General features: G+C 41.5%; 1 protein-coding gene. It reads right to left on the bottom strand.

Annotated elements, in window-relative coordinates; all coding sequences use genetic code 11:
- Positions 1-241: hypothetical protein (locus AAEY93_RS21035; RefSeq protein WP_351079688.1), on the bottom strand; the 241-nt coding region annotated here is incomplete at both ends.

The raw sequence follows: 241 nt of genomic DNA, 5'->3' as shown, positions 1-241 counted from the left end.
GCACCAACCGATACAACAAACGTATCGTTAATTTGGTAAGTCACGTTTAAATCAACCAATACTGCTGACTCAACCGTGCTGGTAGGCTTAAACGAACCCGTAGGTGATAAAAACCCAGGTAACGAAATATGGTCGTTAGCAAAGTATTTAACATCGGTTTCGCCAAAGTAGTTAAAGCGTATCATTGAACTATAAGCATCGCGCTCATAATCAAAGGTTAACGTACCACGCTCACCTGGTT

The sequence above is a fragment of the Shewanella sp. CAL98-MNA-CIBAN-0140 genome, from assembly GCF_040309905.1.
In the GTDB taxonomy this organism is placed as follows: domain Bacteria; phylum Pseudomonadota; class Gammaproteobacteria; order Enterobacterales; family Shewanellaceae; genus Shewanella; species Shewanella psychromarinicola.
The sequence above is the reverse complement of the archived record's forward strand: the minus strand, read 5'-3'. Positions and strand labels throughout refer to the sequence as shown.